Below are 16,920 nucleotides of genomic sequence, written 5' to 3'. Positions count from 1 at the left end.
GAAAGTCGGTCGGGTTCAGCGGCCGAACCGTGACTGCAACTGCTCAGGGACACGTTCGCCCTGGATCCGGATGTTGGCCGCGGCCTCTTCGATCCGATGTAGGTCGCCGGTTGTCAGCTCGACGTCGAGTGCGCCCAGGTTCTCTTCCAGGCGGTGCAGCTTGGTGGTGCCGGGGATCGGCACGAACCACGGCTTCTGCGCCAGTACCCAGGCGAGAGCGATCTGGGCCGGCGTGGCTCCTTTGTCGTCGGCAATCTGCCGCAGCAGGTCGACCAGCACCTGGTTGGCTTGCCGTGCTTCAGGACTGAAGCGCGGAAGCAGGCGGCGGAGGTCGTTGTCGGCCAGCGATGTGCTGGAATCGATCTTTCCGGTCAAAAATCCTTTGCCGAGCGGGCTGTAGGGCACCAGACCGATGCCCAGTTCCTCCAAGGTCGGAATGATCTCGGTTTCGTGCTCGCGCATCCAGAGCGAGTACTCGCTCTGCAGTGCCGTTACTGGCTGCACGGCGTGGGCGCGACGAATCGTCGCGGCACCGGCCTCCGACAAGCCGAAGTGCTTCACCTTGCCTTCGGCGATCAGCTCCTTGACCGTGCCGGCCACCTCTTCAATGGGCACGTTGGGGTCGACGCGGTGTTGGTAGAGCAGGTCGATGCTTTCGGTTCGAAGACGCTTGAGCGAGGCCTCGGTCACTTGGCGGATCTGCTCGGGCCTGCTGTCGACCCCGGACATCGGGGTCGGCCCGTGCTCCCCGTGCTTGATTCCAAACTTGGTGGCGATCACCACCTGGTCGCGGACCGGTGCCAGTGCCTGACCGACCAGCTCCTCATTGGTAAACGGACCGTAGACTTCGGCAGTGTCGAAGAAAGTCACGCCGTGGTCAACGGCCGCCCGCAGCAGCTTCGTCATCTCGGCTGTGTCTTGTGGCTGACCGTAGAAGAAACTCATGCCCATGCAGCCGAGCCCGAGAGCCGAGACTTCGAGGTGTTGTCCTAGTTTGCGCCGTCGCATTAGAGATGCTCCTGGGGAATCGATTGTCTGGCTCCCGCTTATTTCGTATTCAGCCGGGAGCCGGTATAGAGGTTGGACAGCCTTCCGGGACGTCAGCGAGACCCCGGTGATAAAGGCATGCCCTCAACGCTATGGCCTTGGAGTGCACTCCAAGCAAGCGGAACAGGTAAGAAATCGGCAGGGTGCTTCCGCGGGGCGGTGGCCGCACCCCTGGGTGCTGCCGGGCCGCGGGTTGCTTAGGCTCGTCGACATGTCCTTGCAGGGCATCGCGTTGATCGAGATTTGGTTCAGGCACACATTCCGTGAACGGACTCGGCGACGGACTCAACCAGCTCTGGCTGCGCGGCGTTGGTGCCGGCCAGTCGACAGATGCCCCTGCCACCGTAGCGAGACTTCAAGATCGTTCACGGAATGTGTGCCAGAACCCGAGTTTTGACGGCGCTTCGCGTCAGTGATCTTGGCTTGCAGTCCGTGCGGAGCAGTCGTGTCCGTCGCAGGGCAGTCCCATGACGTTCAGCACGGGTTCCTCGTCCTCAGGGATTTCGAAGGTGAAGTTCGCTCCAGACGGAATCACCACAAGTGAGAACTGGTCGCCGAAGGTCAGCGGAGCATACGGCGCCCAGGAACAGCCGGCCTTGTCCAAGGCGGAAACGACGTCCGTGTGTCGCAGCCTTGCTGGGAAGGTGCCCGTCCCTGCGAGAACCGACGGAGGGAGTTCGACGACGTCACGCCAGGTCTGGACGCAGATGAGGGAGATCTTGCGGCAGCGGCAGACACTCAACTCAAGGTCCCCGTAGGCGAAGAGCCTCGGCCACTTCCTGTTCCGGCTCATCGCGCCGAAGTCCCATGGCTCACCGAGCGCGGCGGTCACTTCGTTCCAGTCGGCTCCGCTGAACACCGGGCCCAGTCGGCCTGTCTTCGCCATGCTGGTCAGGACATCGAGTATCTCCACGAGGCGGAGCCTGGCAGGTGCCCTGACCAGCGGTTCGGTGTTTTCCGGGGTCAGCCCGCTGCGGGCTGTTAGGTTCGGGCTCGGGTGCTGGCGAGGCGGTAGGAGTCGGTGCCGGCCGGTGGATCGCGCCGCCTGGCCGGCTGGGGTACGGGGCCCGGCACAGAGGCAGCGGCGAGGTCGAGGCGGGCGCCCATGTCGACGTTCACCTCGCCGTAGGGCCGGACATGCGACCAGGAGGGCGGCGTCAGGCCGCGGCGGTCGGTGGGCGTGAGAAGGTCCGCCCACTCCGGTTCTCCGAGGATGTCCTGGAGCATCAGGGTGTTCACGTACACCAAGGCGGACTGGAGGATGCGCAGGCATAGGACGAACATCTCTTGTGCGTCGTGCCGGTTGGAGGCGATTTCTCCGCCCTTGCCGTAGGCGATCACGGAGTTCGCGCCGTTGGAGGACTCCATATTCGACAAGACCACGAAACGTCCCGCCCCGGATGAGCCCCCCGCGCATCGTCGTGGACACAGCCTTCGTCGACACGAAGAAAACCGGTAACAACACCAAAACCGCTGGCTGTTGCGGCAGCCTGCCGTAACAGCCAGCACCGGCTGCGCCCCTCCCCGCACGCAATGCACTGTTCGCCACCGGCATCGCCGTCGCCGTCGCGTACATGGACGCCACAGGCGAAGGCAGCGACGCCGCGTACGGCGCGCTGATCGACCTCGCGCGCGACATCGACAAAGGGCGCACCGACGCGTACGACGCCGCCGACCGCATCCGCATCTGGCGGATCTGACCCACTGACGAGCAGGACCCGCACCGGTCGCGACGGCCGGTTCATGCGAAGGGGTGAATGAGGGGTGATGCCGGAATGATTTGCACCGTTCGGCCGAGCCTTCTGGAGGCAAGGGCGCCGCGTGCCGGTCATGTATTCGCTGCCTTCGGCCCCGTGCGGGGACGGAGGGGAACCGCAGGAGGTCGTTGTGCGTGCTGTGAGCAGGATGAGCCGTCGTGGGGGTCGTGTCGCGGCGGTGGTGGCGGGGACGCTGGCGCTGGCGGTGTCCGGGACGGCGGTGCAGGCCTCGCAGGCTGCCGGGGGCACGGTGGCGCCGGCGGGTGTGCGTGCCGCTGCGGCGGGCACTGTCATCACGACCACGGACGCCTCGTTCGGGAACGACGTGCTCAGGTCCGGCGTGCCGGTCCTGGTCGTCTTCTGCGCCGAGTGGTCGGGGCCGTGCAGGATGCTGAAGACGCCGGCGGCGGAGACCGCCCGGGATTACTCCGGCCGTGCCACCGTGGCCTGGCACGACATCGACCGGTACCCCGACACCCACCCGAGGTACAACGTCACCGCGATCCCCACCCTGCATCTGTTCAAGGGCGGCCGGGTAACCGCCACCCGTATCGGCCCGGCGTCGAAGTCCGACATCGCGGACTTCCTCAGCCGCAACGGCGTCTGACCGTCCTCTCCTCCAGCTGGCTCGGCCGCCCCGTCCGCCCCGGGGTGTACCGGGCGTCCTGCCGCCGTAAGAGCCACCCGACCCTGCGTATCGACGACCTGGGGTTCAGGATCGCGCTCGCGATGCATGCGGCACCCCGCCCGGCCGCGTCGGCGGCCGGGCGGGGTGCCGGGGATCGCGGATCGGCACCTGCCTCGGTTACCGACTCGGTTCGGTGCCGCGGATCTTCCGCACGAAGTCCGCCACCGCGGGGCCGATCAGATCGGCACTGTCCTCCTGGACGAAGTGGTTACCCGGCACGTTCACCTGGGTCTGGTTCGGCCAGGCCCGGCAGAACTCGCGCTGTCTCCCGAGCAGGATCACGCCGGGGTCAACCTCGAAGTACAGCTTCGGCACCGGCGAGGTGGCCAGCCACTGGCCGTAGGTCTCGACGATCCGCGCCACGTCGGCGGGTTCACCCGCGATCGGCAGCTGGCGAGGCCAGCTCAGCGTGGGTCGCCGGCTCTCACCGGGAGTGAGGTAGGGCGCGCGGTAGACGGCCATCTCCTCCTCGGTCATGTCCCGCAGGACTCCGTCCGGAAGGACCTTTTCGACGAAGACGTTGTCGGAGATCACCATCGACTCGCCGGCCGGAGAACGCAGTGCCTGGAAGATTTCCCGGCCCACGCGAAAGTCCTCCCACTCCCTCGGAGCCACGATCGCCTCCATGTAGGCGATTCCGGCGACTCGGTCCTGATGCTGATAGGCCCAGTCGAACCCGAGCGCGGAACCCCAGTCGTGCACGACGAACACGGCGTCGTCGCCGAGGTCGAGATGATCCCAGAGCGCGAACAGGTATTCCCGCTGCTCCTGGTAGGAGTAGCTGTCGGGGCCCGACGACGGCAGCGGGGCGGAGTCGCCCATCCCGACGAGGTCGCAGGCGATCAGCCGACCCAGACCCTCCAGGTACGGCATCACGTTGCGCCACAGATAGGACGAGGTCGGGTTGCCGTGCTGGAAGATGATCGGAGCCCCCTCTCCCTCGTCGATGTAGGCCATCCGGACCCCGTTGATCTCGGCGAACTTCTTCTCCGCATAGGGACGGTCATTCGGCATGGCTGCCTCCAGGGCGGGTCGCGGAGCTTGACCGCGAGGTGATTGAAGTCGGTGGTGATGGCCGGCTCGGGGCCGGCGGGGGCTCGTCGGCCCCGAGCCGGCGCGGCACTGAGCGGTGCCTCGGGAAGACGGGGCCATGATCGTGCAGTGTGTTGCACACTAGTGCGTGACGGGTGGGGTTTCCGGCAGCTGAGAGGCGCTGTCGACGTCGAGTGCGCGTGGCACCGCTGAATCGTCGTGGGGCCGGACCTGCGGACGTGCCCCCGCCGCTGGCCCGCGCTCGGGTCTCCGAGCTGGACCGGTTGCGCCGAGGGCTGGTGCGGGTGTCCGGTCCGCAGATGAAGTGGTCGCTGGAGCGGGCGGCGGAGATCGCCGGTCTGGGGATGGGAGTGCTGGACGTCGCGGGTATACCGCCGCGGCGGCTGGCGGAGCTGTCGCGGTACGGGGTGGACGGTAGGCGACGCTGCGGCGGCGACACGGTGATGCGCGCCGTCCGGCGACGCTGCTGGCCACCGATGAGGAACAGGGGGAGCCTCAATGACGAAGTCGAGCCGCCTGGGTGATCGTTGGGGAGGAGGTGAAAACCCGTCCGTCACGCAACGTCCGTCACGCAACAGCGCCCACAGCACGCGCGCGCGTCGGCGGGCCAGCGCGATGACGGCCTGAACATGTCTGTAGCCTTCGCCCAGCTTCTTGAGGTAGAGGCCCCGGTTCGGCCCCTCACGCATCATGCTGGTCTGCGCGGATGTAGAACACCTGTCGCATACGGCGGCTGTAGCGCTTGGGCCGGTGGTAGTTGCCCGTGCGTCGTCCGGAGTCACGCGGAACCGGCACCACTCCGGCCGCGGAGGCCGGGTGGCCCGCGTCGGCGTAGGCGGCCAGGTCGCCGGCGGCGACAGCGAACTCGGCTGCGAATATCGGTCCCATGCCGGGCAGGGACTCGATGATTTCCGCCTGCGCGTGGCTACGGAACGTCTCACAGACCTGCTGGTGGATGCGCTTCAGCCGGTCGTCCGGAGCCAGGATCCGCGTGGCCGGATCGGCGACGATCTGCCCGGCGACATCCTCGCCGGGCAGCGCGGCCTGCTGGGCCTGAGCCGCTTCCAGCGCGGCCGCTGCAACTGTGCCGGCGCCCCGGGCGCCGCAGCTGGCGAGCCAGGCCGTCGGCCTCGCCCGGCCGCGGCGGCAGATCGCGGCCGGCGTCTGGTAGCCCGTCAGCAGCACCAGCGCCCCTTGTGACCGCTGTAGTCGAAGGCCCGCTCCAGCGCGGGGTCGGGATGGGGATATAGATCGACTCGCCACGACGGAGGGGCATAATGCGCCGTATTGCTCCGTATGGAAGTCGGGCAATATTGCCGAAGGGACCCCGATTACCATCTGGGTCCACAAGGTCGGGGACGGCCAAATCCATGGCCAGTCTGCCTACCTGAACGGCACCGCCTGATCTGCAGTAACGGGGCTCCAGGGGCGTTTGGAACTAGAGAGAGTTCATCGACATCCATGCTGAGCAAGCGCCTGATTTCCTGCCCTTCGGTGCGCCTCTGGTATCGGCTTGACGATTAACCTCACAGGTCACCCGACCTGCTGATCTGCGGTTCTTTGGGGGACAATGGAGGCGGCCGTTCTCGATGCTTCGAGATGTCGAGTCACGAAGCCCAGGAGAACGGCCGCTACTTGCGAGTCTCCCGAGCGACGCGCCCGCAGGCGAGGCGTTGTACGTGTGTCCAGCTTTTGGGCCGAGTTCTACGATTCCTCTACTCTCGCCAGGATGCGCTCTTCGAGCTCGTTGACGGCCGACCAGGTCGCGGTTACCGAGCCGTTCGACCCGCGTTCGAGATGACCGCGGGCCTGTTCAGCTGATCTCCGGCAGCCATCAGCCAGGAGCCCCACTGTCATCGGGCGTAGCGTTCCGTCACGTGCTTCGGGATCCAGCGGCGACACGGACTTTGCCGCGGCATGTCGAGCAGGCATGAGAGGGGTAGGGGCCGTAGCGGTCGATGGGCGTGCCACATCCGGCACACGGGCCGATATGCCAGGGCATGCATCGCAGATGCCGGGCTGCGTGCTGACGTCCCGCGTCATCGAGGATGATGCGCTGTTCTTTGTGGGGAATGCGGTAAAGGCGTTGGGGAACTTCGTCCCAGGTGTGCAGTGCGGCGGCTGCGGGGGTCGCTCGGTATCTCCTGGCGTCGTCGAAGACGTGGGTCCTCTCCCCGTACCGGCAGCGTGTATCCAACTCGTCGCGAGTGAACGTCAGCCGGCCGTCGACCGCCCGGTCTTCCTCGTCCAACTCCGGTTCGGGCGCCCCGACGATCTCACGCCAGCGGGCACGGTCCTGTTCGGGGACCCACATCCGGGCCGTCAACCGCGTGTCGCCGGGGTCGGGGATACGCATCGGTACCCAGCTTCCCGTCGCGCTGGTGAGAACGAGTTCGTCCAGCTTCGGCGTCGGCTTCGGCGGAAGGCACAGGGCAGGCAGGTCCCAGTGGACATGGAACCCGCCGCATGCCCGCATGCCGCCGGTTCCGGGGCAGGGGCGCTGCCGGTGCTCGTCGCACCGCCATTCCTGCAAGTGCCTGGCCCCGGCGCTGACCAGGATCGACTTCCGGCCGGCGATCACTTGCCAGGGCTGGTCATCCACCAGCACCCACGGCGTCCGGTCGATCAGCGCTGAGGACCCGTCGCTGGTCACCCACAGAGGCGTGATGCCATGCTCGACGGCCCTGCGGGACCGGTTCCGGACCGTTGCCGCGGTGATGGGGGAGTACTGCGCTTCCCACCCCACCATCCCCGCCGGCCCGGCGACCAGGACGTCGGTGCGTATCCGCCCGTCGCCCGCCCGGACCTCCACCTCGGCTTCCAAGCCATGTTCCTGGGCGGTGCGGGCGATGCGTTCTTTCATCGCCTTGTGCTTGTCCGACTCCTCTGAGGTCGCTGACGTACGCAGCGGCAGGTGCGCCGCGACCAGCGTTGTGATGCCGTCGACCGTTCGCTGACGGATCGACATCCACGGCGTGCGGCCCTCCCCTTCGGCCTGGCACACCCCGTCCTCGTGGTGCTCCAGGCACTCCAGCAACTGCCGGTCCCGTTCTCCGACCGGCCGGGTGATTTCCTCCAGCAGGCCGGGCCGGTCCTCATGACCGAGATCTGCGTGGGTGAGATGGACGACGATCTCGTAGCCCGTGTGCCAGACGCCGTTGGCCATTCATCGAGACTACGAACCCTGGCCTCCCGGCGCTAGAACGCCTGCAACGGCGGTCGCCGCTGCTCAGAACAGTGTTCGGGGCGCGTACCTCTGCCCCGGCGCATGCCCCTGCGCCGGCCGCACCGTCGTGCGTGCCCTGCGGATCCTGCCGCCCGACGTCGCCCCGACACCGATCCCGGACGCGCGCGCCGACCGCCGCCGGGCCTCCAGGCAGGCAATGCAGCTGAAACGCGACGACGCCTCCTTGAGGCGGCCACGGCGGAGTTCGCCGAGCGAGGGATCGTAGGCGCGCGGACGGACCGCATCGCCGCCGGTGCATGCTGCGGCAAGGCGCTCATCTTTCACTACTTCACGAGCGAGGACCCCCTGGGCGGCTCGGTCTGGACGAGAAGGGAGAGGCTTCGCTTATGGCGGCTCGCAGACGAGCTTCTGGCCGCGGCACCGGAGCAGGCGGAGGCTGTGCTGCGCCGCTGGTGCTGCGAGGCAATGCTCGACACCGACCCGGCCGGCCCGGGGCGTACGGGACGCTCGCCGAGGAGCCGGCGCTGCCCTGCTACAGCTTCACGGCCTCACCCCCGGCCGCCGGAGTACTGCGCCCGTTGCGTGATCCGGAGACGCCGGAACTGGACGAGAACGACGACGGGAGTGCTCAGGGAACGGCCTCTGGGGGCCTGTGACGGCCGGCGTGTCCGGGCGGACCCGGACTCGTTCACCGGGCGTGATCAAGAACAGAATCCCGTCGATCACCTGCCGGTGATCCCGCCACCTGCCGGTGATCCCGCCACCTGCCGGTGATCCCGCCACCTGCCACAACGCCTGTTGCTGACCGGCAGGAACGGCCGCAGCCGTTCCCACTCGGCGTCCGTGAGATCACCCCGCCCTATATCCGCATCAGCGACCCGAGGACGAAGTAGCCACATGATCGGCCGGACAAGATCTAGCTAGGCGCGCTTGCAGGCCTCGTTGATGTGGGTGCCGTTGGTTATCCCGAGCTCCAGCAGTTTCGCGGTACATAAGGGATGGGCGCCGCCGAGGAACGTGCCGTGGCTGCATGCCGACCGAACGCCGCCCCCGACGATGTAGCCCTTGCCGGCCAGGTAGTTCGTGCACTGGCTCTGCGTGGCCTGTGCCGAGGTGGCGGTCGCCAGTGGTACTCCCACTGCTCCCAGGGTCATCGCCATGGCGATCAGGGCTCGTTTCATCTTCATGTGTTCTCCCCGCTGAGCCCCGGGCGCTTCCCGGGGACTGGTGGTGACGGGATCAATGTTGCCGTGGTGTCGCCAGAGCGTCGTTGGCGTGGAGGCCGGACTTCTTGACGATGCGTCTACATCGCAATGCCGGTTGCGGGCATCGTTGTTGGCCTCGTATCCGTGGGCGAATCGGCGTGGACCTGGTGCCGGTAGTCGCGGGGCGCGAGGCCGTATGCGGTAGTGAAGGCGCGGGTGAAGGCTGCGTGGTGGGTGAAGCCCCAGCGGGCGGCGATGCGGTGGACAGGGACCGTGTACTGGGTCCGGTCGGCAAGGTCGCGGCGGGCGTGTTCCAGGCGCTGGTGACGTATCCAGGCCGAGACGGTGAGGTCCTGGTTCCGGAAGAGGCTGTGCAGGTAGCTGGTTGAGATGTTGTGCGCGGCAGCGATCGCGCCGGGTGTGAGAGCCGGGTCGTGCAGCTGGTGCTGGATGAATGTCCGGATGCGCAGGGGCAGGGTCCGGCGGTGAGTCTCGGGCGGTAGGTCGTCGTCGGCATCGAGGTAATGGGCCAGCGTGGCGGTGAACAGATCGATCAGGATCGTCTCCAGCCGCTGTTCGTCGGAGGGCTTGTAAGAGCCGCTGTCGTCGGCGAGGCGGGCCAGGAAGCCGGCGAGCTGTGCGCCCATCCCTTCCTGTGCCGACATCCGGCGGGTCAGCAGTCGGCCGACGGCGTGCGGGGGCAAGGGCACGAGTGTCTTGGGCACTTCGAGCCCCACGCCGCGAAGGGGCCCGCCGGATACACGGCATTCATAGGGTTGTGAGGTGTCAACGACGTACATCTCGTTGGCGCCGTGCACGGCTTCGCGCCCGGCCTGTGAGATGGCCATCGAACCATTCATCGGCAAGGAGAGGTGGTAGTTCTCCGGATCGGACTGCCGGATCAGTTTGGGAGTCCGCCGACAGCGCATCGGCCGCTGCATATCTCCCGGCCAGATCGAGAGGGAACCGAGTTGGAGGAGTCTCGTCTCCGCGCGGAATGTGGAGTCGTAGTCACTGTTCATGTCCATGGGACATAGCAGCCGGGTCATGCACTCACGCCAGTATCCGAATCGCTCCGCCGCGGGCACTCCCTCAGTCCGGAACACCGTCTCGATCATCGCCTTCTCCTCTCGCGAGAGGGGCGCGGCGCTGGTTCGTACGGCGGGGCCCATGGACCCCAGTAGCCGCAGACTCCATGGAACCGGGCTTCCATAGTGCACTCCTTTACCCCGTCGTTGCTGGTGGTTGTGCCTCTGGGACGGGACAGCCCCCGCACGTTGTGACACGAACGAAGGTGATCTGCGTCTCCCCTCCCGCCCCGCGGCAGGGAGCATCCACGCCGACGCTCAGGTCCGCTGCCGTGACGTCGCCCCGAGCCTCAACAACGCCGCCTGGACCGCATCGAACGCGTCACAGCAGTATTGAACAGCCTGGAGCGCGACGGCCCCGGTCACCGTCGCCGGGGTCGCCTCCCGAGCCGGGGTACTCGGCGGAGGTCGCGGAGTTGCCCGAGTGTGACCGCGAGCTCGTTGCGGAGGACGCAAACACCCTGCTCAACTCGTGGTTGAGATCAAAGAGTCCAGATAAGGCGTTGCTCGTCGGTCAGGAACGCCACCGGACTCCGCCCCTCCCCATCGCTGCTCGCTGTGACGACGCTCTCCTTGAGTCACATGATCGGCAGAGCTGGAACCCGGGTCGGCGCACGGCTGACGCCGGTCACCGGCCCGCGTGGCCGGCGGTGTTGTCCAGGCGACGGTGAAGTCGCCCGCCGGGTCGCGGGTGGGCAGGAGCAGCGGTTCGACGGCGGTCCGGTCGGGGCGTCGGCAGGTCCTCGACGGCAAGGACCCGACCGCTCATGGTGCCGATCAGGGCCCCGCCGCCACCTGCTCACCGGGACGGGATTTCCGGCAAGGGCAGGGGCCGGCCGCCTTGACGCAGATGCCGTCCACGGGCCTCCGCATCCACCGTCACACTGCGACGGACAACGGCAGCGGGCCGCTTCGCCTGCGTGTCCACGGCATCGTCTGCCTGGCCCCGGACTCGCTGATACACAACTGAGCGGCTGCCGCGCCGAGCCTGATACGCGGGCGAGACCCTCCGGAGGGCCACTGGGTCCAGGCTCGATGCCGGACGGGACAGCCCACTGCTGTCCTCAGCACCAGCCCGCCGGAGCGATGGCGACGGCAGACGCAAGGGGAGCCACGCATGCACACGTCGACAGGCCGAAGGGCGGCCGCCGCCCTGACGGCGGGGATCGCGCTGACCGCGGCCCTTGTAACACCCTTTCCGGCACAGGCCGTCGTGGGTGGCACCGAGTCCACGCAGGCCTACTCGTTCATGGGCTCGTTCCAACTGTCCTACCCCGCCCCGCCGCGCCCGGACAAGCACGGCTGCGGGGTCGAGGTCCTCGCGCCGCAATGGGTCCTGACCGCCAGCCACTGTGCCGGCCGCAACCCGACCAATGCGAAGGCGGGGGTCCCACGTGGCTGGAAGGTCCGGGTCGGGTCACTGGACACCACCTCCGGCGGCGAGGTCGCCGAGGTCGACCACTACTACCGGCTGGCGACCAGTCGCGATGAAGGAGGGTTCTGGGGCCGCGACCTCGCGTTGATGCACCTGCGGACCCCGGTTCGGGCCAAGCCGGTGCGGATCGCCTCGACCACGCCGCCGGACAACACACCCGTCCGTATCATGGGCTGGGGCATGACCTGCGACGACAGCACCAATCCGGCGTGTTTCCCCACGCGGCTGCGGGAGGCCGACACCGTGGTGCAACCGATCTCGGCGTGTCCGTCACACGCGGCCGGCGGAGAGTTGTGCGTCGGTAGCGCCGACGGCAGCGTCGCCGCCACGAATATGGACTCCGGCGGTCCCGCGCTGGTCCGCGAGGGCGGTCAGTGGGCCGTGGCCGGTGTGGTCAGCGGCCCCGACGAGAGCGGCAAGACGCTGTACTCCGATGTCACCAGGCACGCCGACTGGATCAACGGCATCATTACGGGCACCGACGTGCCCCCCGATGATCCGATCCCGGACATGGAAGGGTCGGCGGACCTGAGCGGCTGTGCGGGCTCGGTGGTCCGTACCCCCGCCTCCCGTCCGCAGGACCCGGCGCTGTTGCTGACCAACGGTCACTGTGTGCAAGGACAGTGGCCCGCGCCCGGAGCCGCGCTGGTGGACCAGCCTGCCGACCGCGAGGTGCCCATCGCCGACCCTCAGGGCTATCCGCAGACCACGGCCCGTGCGAAACGGCTGGTGTACGCGACGATGACCGGCACCGACATCGCGCTCTACCGCCTGGACAAGACCTACGCGCAGTTGACTGCCGAAGGCGCGAAAGTCTTCCAGCTCGCGTCCGTCCCCGTGCGCACAGGCGACCCACTGACCGTGGCTTCCGTCGGCGCCCGCTACCACTGCACCGCCGAGGCCGTAGTCCCGCACCTGCGGGAAGGCGGCTACCAGCTGGACAACTCAATCCGCTACACCACAAGCGACGACTGCGCCCCCTGGCACGGCGACTCCGGTTCGGCTCTGCTGGCCCCCGACGGCACCACTGTCGTGGGAATCCACAACACCCACAACGACGACGGCGAGCAATGCACCGACAACAACCCCTGCGAAGTAGGCCCGAACGGGGAAGTGACCTCCACGAAGGGTCGCAGCTATGGCCAGCAGCTTTACATGATCGCTGACTGTCTGGCCAAGGGATCGAAACTGGACCTGTCCCGCCAGGGCTGCACCCTCACCGGTGCCCCGCCCCGTCCCGACGACCGCGACAGTCATCTCGGTGACCAGGACCCGAACCACAGCCCCCGGACCCGCGAACCCTGACCGGCAGCATCACCGGCGAACCCGGCGCCGGCGTATGCGTGGTGGAGGCGGAATTCGGCAGGGCGGGATGCCCTGTCGCATGATGGACCTCCAGCAACTACGTCCGATGGGGAGAGATGTCGGATCCAGTGGCCGGGGGAACCGCCCTGGTGCCCGTGGCGATCCTGCTCGTGGAGGACGACGAAGTGATCCGCAGATCGGTCACCTTGGCACTGGAGCGCTACGGCTACCGCGTCACCTCCGCCGGTGACGGCCTGACCGGACTCGAACTGTTCCGGGAGGGCCGCCACGATCTGCTACTGCTGGACATGATGCTGCCCGCCCTCGACGGCATCGGGCTGTGCCGCCGGGTCAGGGAGACCAGCATGGACCCGATCCTGATGATGTCCGCGCGCGGCGACGCCCTGGACGTGGTCTCCGGCCTGGAGGCGGGCGCCGACGACTACGTGGTCAAACCCGTCGACACCGCGGTGCTGGTGGCCCGGATCCGCTCGCTGCTGCGGCGGGCGACCTTCAACCCCGCCACCGCCCCGGCCGTACCGCACCACCCCCCGACCGAGCCGGTGGGCGGTGCGGCACCGCCGGAGGATTCCGGTCGCCCGGGCGAGCACGCTCCGCTGGTCTTCGGCGACCTGACCATCGACACCGCCGGCCTTGAGGTGTTCCGGGCGGGCGAACCGGTTGCGCTGGCCCCCACCGAGCTGCGGCTCCTGCTGGAGTTCGCCGCGAACCCCGGCGTCGTTCTGGACCGGCACATGCTGCTGCGCAACGTGTGGGACTACGGCTGGGACGGCGACAGCCGCGTGGTCGACCTGTGCGTCCAGCGGCTGCGGAGGAAGATCGGAGCCGAGCGGATCCAGACCGTCCGCGGCTTCGGCTACAAGTTGCGGCGCTGACGTGGGCATCCCGCGCGACCTGCTGAACTGGCGTTCACTGCGCTGGAAGATCGCTGTGCTTGTCGCCGTGGCCTGCTGCGCCATCGCGCTGACCGTCGGGGTGCTGGTCCACCGCAGCACCCTGGCCCGGTCCCTGAACGACGGCAGGGCCAAGGCCGTGACGCAGCTGTCCCGAGACCTGCAGGACCACGAACGGGACGCCACCACGCCCGACTCGCTTCGGATGTCGCCCGGGTCCATGCCCGTCGAACTGGTGCGCCGACTCCGCGGCCCGCAGGGGCTGAGGGACGGGTATGCCACCTGGTACGACAGTGACGGCCCCGGGGACCACCCCTCGATGTGGGCGGCACAAACGTACCGGGGCAGCCCCGTGGCGGTGGAGGTCGACATGACACCCGACCTGCTCGCCCGGCGCGCCCTGGACCGGCACATGTGGAAGTACTCCCTGCTCGCGCTGGCCGTCGTCGTACCGCTGTCGGCGCTCGCCGCGGAACTGCCCAACCGCAGGCTTCGGCGGGCGGCACGGACCGCACGGCGGATCACGGCCGGTGACCTGGCCGCCAGGACCGGGGCCGGCCGCGGCAGCGACGAGATCGCCGAGATCTCCGCCACCGTCGATTCGATGGCCGACAGCCTGCTCGGGCGGCTCCTGGCCGAGCAGCACTTCACCGCCGACGTGGCCCACGAACTGCGTACCCCGCTGATGGGTCTGGTCACCGCGAGCGGGCTGCTCCCCGAGGGGGAGGCCACGGATCTGGTCAGAGACCGGGTAGGGGTGCTGCGGACCCTGGTGGAGAACCTGCTGGAGATCTCCCGGCTCGACGCGGGCGCCGAACAGGCCGACACCCAGCCGGTACCGCTCGGTGAGCTGGTGACGGAATCCGTACGGCGCACCGGGCTGCGGACACGGCTCACCACGTCCGGCGCCCTGACCGCCCAGACCGACCCGCGTCGGCTCGACAGGATCGTCACCAACCTGGTCGTCAACGCCCACCGGCACGGTCGCGCACCCGTCGAGGTCGAGGTGGCGGGGACCTGCGTTACCGTACGGGACCACGGCCCGGGCTTCCCCCGTCAGCTGCTCACCGACGGACCCCAACGGTTCCGCACCGGCGCGTCCGAACGCGGCCGGGGCCACGGCCTCGGACTGACCATCGCGCTCGGCCAGGCCCGGGTCATCGGGGCGTCGCTGTCCTTCGCCAAGGCGCCCGACGGCGGGGCCGTCGCCACGCTCCGCCTCCCGCCTGCCGACTGACACGTCCGACGGCATTGGAAAGACGTCACTGGCACCGCGACTGCCGAAACCTCATCCGCCCTGGCGAGAGGGGGGCGGTCTAGCACTGTCGTCAGGTTCGCGGCGAGGGCCTCGGCGAGTGTGTCGATGGCGTAGGCGGCGTCCTCGACCGCGCCCGTGCTCCAGGTCCCCGGCGTCACCGTGTCGGCCGGCTCGCACGCCGCATCGGCCACTGGCCCCGCCGTTCGCCAGATGCCACAGAGTAGCCACGCCGGTGATCGATGAAAATCACACCGCCGTCACAGGCGCAAGGCGGCTGCTACGGGCAGGTGGTCGCTTCCGGTGCGCGGCAGCGTTCGGGCCGAGACCGGGGTGACGCCCTTGACGAGGATCCGGTCGATCCGCGCCACCGGGAACGCAGCGGGCCGGCTGAACCCGACACCGTCGCCCGCCGCTTCCTGAGCCGATCGCAGCTGTGCGGTCAGCGGGCGCAGTGCCGTGTCGTCGCTCGTGCCGTTGAAGTCGCCCACCACCACGACCCGGGGCAGCGACTCGGCCCGTACGGCGTCGGCGAGCTTCCTGGCCGCTTCGTTGCGCCGGTCCGTGCCGAGGCCCGTGGTCAGGTGCACTCGTACCGATGCAAGGTGGGCAGGGCGAGCAGGTCGGCGCCCGAGGCACCGGCTTGTCACCGCTCCACCACTCTCATCACAAGCGGGCCAGCGGCTCAACAAGTTTTCAACCAGGCAAAAGGTGATGCGCCAAAGCCAGTGCCGCCACTGGGGGCTGCTTGAAGACGCATCGTCAAGACGTCTGGACTCGCGGCCAACGACGTCCCGCCGGCACCACGGCAGTATCGGCCCCATCAACACCACCAGCCTCAGGAAAGCGCCCGAGGCCCAACGGAGGGAAAACATGAACGTGAAACGAGCACGACGGATCAACACGCGAGTTACCCGGACGGTCGCAGGGGCGACAGCCGCACTCACCGCTGTCGTCGGTTTGAGTCTGGCGACCGCCGGCCCCGCCACAGCTGCGGAGAGCGGCAGCTGGCGACCTTACGGGAACACGAATCCGATCACCTCCAGCTCCAGTCTCTGGCGTTGCGCCAGAACGATCCACATCGAGACCGACGTGCTCGCTCAGGTCTGCGCGGTCAGGGCGTCGAACGGGAACGGGAACGGCGTACAAGGGGCGGTGATCGTGCGTAACGAACGATCTGGTTCCTACCGTGCGACAGCGGCCATGGACCTGGCGAACTCCAGCGGTTACCTGAACAAGTGGACATGCTCGTCATCGGGGGTGGGGGCGAAGTCCTGGTCGGTGTGCTTCGGACGGACCATCAACCATGCTGCCCCGGTGGACTCGGCAGGCGAGATCAACGGTGTATCACTCGGCATTTCCCCGAGCGTCTGAACCGGAGCTTGTCGAGGTGGCCTGAGCCCTGCGGGGCTCCCCACCTCTGTCATGCCCGTTGACGGTAGGAATCGTGAAAGAAACGGACGTGACCAATCATTGGGACCCGTGGGTCCCCGTGGGCTGCTGCGCCGGCATCCGTGGAGAAAGCTGGGGAGGATGGGTGGCCTGCCAGCGTTTCCCTCTACGCGGCAGGTCCTTCTGTGGGCCCAGACTCTTCGCCGGCCGGACGGTCGTAGCGGCGGAGGACGAGGTGTCAGGCATCAGGACTCCTCGTCGAGGGGCGGGAGGCCAGGGACCTATGGAAGCCTCGGGCTGTCGCCGGCGCCGCCTGCGAAACTGTGTCAGGCGCCACCTCGTTGGCAGCAGGGCCGGCCTTCGGGGCCACCCTGCCGTCGGCCTGGCCGAGGAGAAGCAGGACTCGCGCGGCCATTCCTGCCGACCGGAGGCGGCGTAGGAGTAGCCATTGTCGACGGACCGGGCCGCCCCTGAGCTTCACGTTTTTCGTCCGCTGCGACGCGTGTGGCGGCCACTCCGGCGGCGGGGCGGGTTCTCCGGCGGCCTACCGCACCTGGATATCGGCCTTCGCCTCGGCCATCGGCGGGCGACCGG

12 protein-coding genes and 5 pseudogenes are annotated in these 16,920 nt (G+C 68.2%); 8 read left to right on the top strand and 9 right to left on the bottom strand.

All coding sequences use genetic code 11. The features are described from left to right. Positions 1-15: 15 nt before the first annotated feature. From M1203_RS26285 to M1203_RS26275, 3 genes are all read right to left on the bottom strand, one after another. On the bottom strand, positions 16-1,008 hold the full coding sequence (locus M1203_RS26285; protein ID WP_283959056.1) for an aldo/keto reductase: 993 nt from the start codon (positions 1,006-1,008) through the stop codon (positions 16-18). Between the two features lie 448 nt (positions 1,009-1,456). Then, the gene (locus M1203_RS26280; RefSeq protein WP_249952288.1) at positions 1,457-1,960 is read right to left on the bottom strand and encodes a hypothetical protein; all 504 of its coding nucleotides are present in this window, start codon (positions 1,958-1,960) and stop codon (positions 1,457-1,459) included. A 68-nt stretch (positions 1,961-2,028) separates the two neighbouring features. Next, positions 2,029-2,430: a transposase gene (locus tag M1203_RS26275; RefSeq protein ID WP_249952287.1), complete on the bottom strand. Its 402-nt coding sequence runs from the start codon at positions 2,428-2,430 to the stop codon at positions 2,029-2,031. A 134-nt stretch (positions 2,431-2,564) separates the two neighbouring features. On the opposite strand from M1203_RS26275, the pseudogene M1203_RS26270 reads away from it, so the two are divergent. Beyond that, positions 2,565-2,747 (top strand): annotated as a pseudogene (locus M1203_RS26270) (toxin Doc); the annotation flags it as partial. Between the two features lie 205 nt (positions 2,748-2,952). Then, positions 2,953-3,411, top strand: a complete 459-nt coding sequence (locus M1203_RS26265; protein ID WP_249952286.1) for a co-chaperone YbbN — start codon at positions 2,953-2,955, stop codon at positions 3,409-3,411. A gap of 198 nt (positions 3,412-3,609) precedes the next feature. Here the strand turns inward: M1203_RS26265 and M1203_RS26260 are convergent, their stop codons facing one another. Beyond that, positions 3,610-4,506, bottom strand: a complete 897-nt coding sequence (locus M1203_RS26260; protein ID WP_249952285.1) for a haloalkane dehalogenase — start codon at positions 4,504-4,506, stop codon at positions 3,610-3,612. A 278-nt stretch (positions 4,507-4,784) separates the two neighbouring features. Here M1203_RS26260 and M1203_RS26255 point away from each other — a divergent pair. Beyond that, a pseudogene (locus M1203_RS26255) lies at positions 4,785-5,020 on the top strand (hypothetical protein); the annotation flags it as partial. 85 nt (positions 5,021-5,105) lie between these two features. Here M1203_RS26255 and M1203_RS26250 read toward each other — a convergent pair. Continuing rightward, a pseudogene (locus tag M1203_RS26250) lies at positions 5,106-5,777 on the bottom strand (transposase); the annotation flags it as partial. Between the two features lie 641 nt (positions 5,778-6,418). After that, a complete protein-coding gene (locus M1203_RS26245; protein ID WP_249952283.1) occupies positions 6,419-7,711 on the bottom strand; it encodes a hypothetical protein in 1,293 nt (430 codons plus the stop codon). A 102-nt stretch (positions 7,712-7,813) separates the two neighbouring features. Between M1203_RS26245 and M1203_RS39260 the strand changes: the two are divergent. Then, positions 7,814-8,056: pseudogene (locus tag M1203_RS39260) on the top strand (hypothetical protein); the annotation flags it as partial. Positions 8,057-8,652: 596 nt separating this feature from the next. Here the strand turns inward: M1203_RS39260 and M1203_RS26240 are convergent. Both M1203_RS26240 and M1203_RS26235 read right to left on the bottom strand, forming a co-directional pair. Further along, on the bottom strand, positions 8,653-8,919 hold the full coding sequence (locus tag M1203_RS26240; RefSeq protein WP_249952282.1) for a hypothetical protein: 267 nt from the start codon (positions 8,917-8,919) through the stop codon (positions 8,653-8,655). Between the two features lie 116 nt (positions 8,920-9,035). Then, entirely contained in the window at positions 9,036-10,055 is a 1,020-nt protein-coding gene (locus tag M1203_RS26235) for a helix-turn-helix domain-containing protein (RefSeq protein ID WP_249952281.1), read from the bottom strand. A 1,087-nt stretch (positions 10,056-11,142) separates the two neighbouring features. Here M1203_RS26235 and M1203_RS26230 point away from each other — a divergent pair. The 3 genes from M1203_RS26230 (at position 11,143) to M1203_RS26220 (ending at position 14,916) form a co-directional block, all read left to right on the top strand. Further along, the gene (locus M1203_RS26230; RefSeq protein ID WP_249952280.1) at positions 11,143-12,765 is read left to right on the top strand and encodes a serine protease; all 1,623 of its coding nucleotides are present in this window, start codon (positions 11,143-11,145) and stop codon (positions 12,763-12,765) included. Between the two features lie 116 nt (positions 12,766-12,881). Continuing rightward, positions 12,882-13,661, top strand: a complete 780-nt coding sequence (gene cseB / locus M1203_RS26225; protein ID WP_249952279.1) for a two-component system response regulator CseB — start codon at positions 12,882-12,884, stop codon at positions 13,659-13,661. A gap of 1 nt (position 13,662) precedes the next feature. Beyond that, a complete protein-coding gene (locus M1203_RS26220; protein ID WP_249952278.1) occupies positions 13,663-14,916 on the top strand; it encodes a HAMP domain-containing sensor histidine kinase in 1,254 nt (417 codons plus the stop codon). Between the two features lie 278 nt (positions 14,917-15,194). On the opposite strand, the pseudogene M1203_RS26215 reads toward M1203_RS26220, so the two are convergent. Continuing rightward, a pseudogene (locus tag M1203_RS26215) lies at positions 15,195-15,620 on the bottom strand (endonuclease/exonuclease/phosphatase family protein); the annotation flags it as partial. Positions 15,621-15,807: 187 nt separating this feature from the next. On the opposite strand from M1203_RS26215, the gene M1203_RS26210 reads away from it, so the two are divergent. Continuing rightward, positions 15,808-16,308 (top strand): hypothetical protein, encoded by a 501-nt coding sequence (locus M1203_RS26210; RefSeq protein ID WP_249952277.1) that lies wholly within the window; start codon positions 15,808-15,810, stop codon positions 16,306-16,308. Positions 16,309-16,920 lie beyond the last annotated feature (612 nt).

Source organism: Streptomyces sp. 35G-GA-8 (assembly GCF_023534745.1).
Classification (GTDB): Bacteria; Actinomycetota; Actinomycetes; order Streptomycetales; family Streptomycetaceae; genus Streptomyces.
This window is presented reverse-complemented; position numbering and strand designations above follow the sequence as displayed.

Excerpts from the sequence above, each read along its gene's own strand:
- M1203_RS26285 (WP_283959056.1), bottom strand. The coding sequence starts at position 1,008 with ATGCGACGGCGCAAACTAGGACAACACCTCGAAGTCTCGGCTCTCGGG.
- M1203_RS26265 (WP_249952286.1), top strand. The coding sequence starts at position 2,953 with ATGAGCCGTCGTGGGGGTCGTGTCGCGGCGGTGGTGGCGGGGACGCTG.
- M1203_RS26260 (WP_249952285.1), bottom strand. The coding sequence starts at position 4,506 with ATGCCGAATGACCGTCCCTATGCGGAGAAGAAGTTCGCCGAGATCAAC.
- M1203_RS26245 (WP_249952283.1), bottom strand. The coding sequence starts at position 7,711 with ATGGCCAACGGCGTCTGGCACACGGGCTACGAGATCGTCGTCCATCTC.
- M1203_RS26240 (WP_249952282.1), bottom strand. The coding sequence starts at position 8,919 with ATGAAGATGAAACGAGCCCTGATCGCCATGGCGATGACCCTGGGAGCA.
- M1203_RS26235 (WP_249952281.1), bottom strand. The coding sequence starts at position 10,055 with ATGATCGAGACGGTGTTCCGGACTGAGGGAGTGCCCGCGGCGGAGCGA.
- M1203_RS26230 (WP_249952280.1), top strand. The coding sequence starts at position 11,143 with ATGCACACGTCGACAGGCCGAAGGGCGGCCGCCGCCCTGACGGCGGGG.
- cseB (WP_249952279.1), top strand. The coding sequence starts at position 12,882 with ATGTCGGATCCAGTGGCCGGGGGAACCGCCCTGGTGCCCGTGGCGATC.
- M1203_RS26210 (WP_249952277.1), top strand. The coding sequence starts at position 15,808 with ATGAACGTGAAACGAGCACGACGGATCAACACGCGAGTTACCCGGACG.